The sequence below is a fragment of the Pseudomonas sp. A-B-19 genome (assembly GCF_019947515.1).
Taxonomy (GTDB): Bacteria; Pseudomonadota; Gammaproteobacteria; order Pseudomonadales; family Pseudomonadaceae; genus Aquipseudomonas.
Window position 1 is genome coordinate 1 of sequence record NZ_JAGYGN010000063.1, and the last position, 1,308, is coordinate 1,308.

At 59.2% G+C, this 1,308-nt stretch carries 1 protein-coding gene; it reads left to right on the forward strand.

All coding sequences use genetic code 11. The features are described from left to right. The first annotated feature begins 96 nt into the window (after positions 1 to 96). On the forward strand, positions 97 to 1,302 hold the full coding sequence (locus tag KGA81_RS30350; RefSeq protein WP_223551293.1) for an ISL3 family transposase: 1,206 nt from the start codon (positions 97 to 99) through the stop codon (positions 1,300 to 1,302). Positions 1,303 to 1,308 lie beyond the last annotated feature (6 nt).

Sequence of the window (1,308 nt, forward strand, 5' to 3'; positions counted from 1 at the left end):
GGTTCTTCACGGAATCCCGGGAAACACAGAAACAAGAACGCCGATTTGGTTGATGATGTTCGTGCGAGCAAACACATCTAACAAACCGGCGTTCTTATGCGCGATATTAATACTTTCCTTCCTTTTTGGGAGGGCTTTTCTGTTGTCACCATCAAACCCGATGGTGACGCTCTACAGATCGATCTGATTCCTCACGCCACCCGGTTCCCATCCTGTGGCGGGTGCCAAAAACCCTGTTCAACCACGCATGAGTATTGCGAGCGAACCGTTCGTGATTTGCCCATCCTCGGCCGTGCGGTGCGTCTCAGCGTGTTGCTCCGACGTGTGGGCTGCCGTGATTGCGGCAAACGCATGGAAGCCGTCAGCTGGCTGGATCGCTATGCCCGCATGACGCGCCGCCTGTCTGAGGCCGTCATTCAAGCCTGCGAGCGCCTGCCCACGCTGCACGTGGCGCAACTGTTCGGGCTGCATTGGGACACCGTGCGGCTGCTGGAGCGTCGAGCCTTGCAAGCGGCGTTGAGTATTTTGCCGAAGGCGCAGCCCCGGCGCCTGGTGATGGACGAATTCGCGCTGTTCAAAGGTCATCGTTACGCCAGCGTGGTGCTGGATGCGGATACCCGGCGCGTGCTGTGGATCGGCGAAGGCCGCAGCCGAGCGGCGGTCAGGCCATTCTTCGAAGAGCTGGGGCCAGAGGGCTGCGCGCGCATCGAAGCGGTGGCGATGGACATGAACACCGCCTTTGACCTGGAGGTCCGCCAGCACTGCCCCCAAGCGCGCGTGGTCTACGACCTCTTCCATGTGGTGGCCAAATATGGCCGGGAGGTGATTGATCGAGTCCGCGTCGATGAAGCCAATCGGCTCCGTCATGACAAGCCTGCGCGCAAGGTCATCAAGCAAGCGCGATGGCTGTTGCTGCGCAACCCACAGAACCTGAAGACGCCGGAGCAACAGGTGCGTTTGGAGGATCTGCTGGCGGCCAACCAAGCGTTGATGACGGTCTACTTGATGAAGGCTGAACTCAAAACGCTGTGGACGCCGAGCACCGCCTGGGGCTGGCGATCAGCCTGGCAGCAATGGCTGCGCCATGCTCAGGAAAGTGACATACCGGCTCTGATCCAGTTTGCCAAACGACTGAAGGGGTACTGGCGGGGCATCGTCAGCCGGGTTCGCTGGCCGATGCATACGGGCCAGCTGGAAGGCATCAACAATCGAATCAAGGTCATTAAGCGGATGGCGTACGGTTACCGGGACAGCGAATTCTTTTTCATGAAGATCAAGAGCGTCTTTCCCGGTAATCCGTGAAGAACC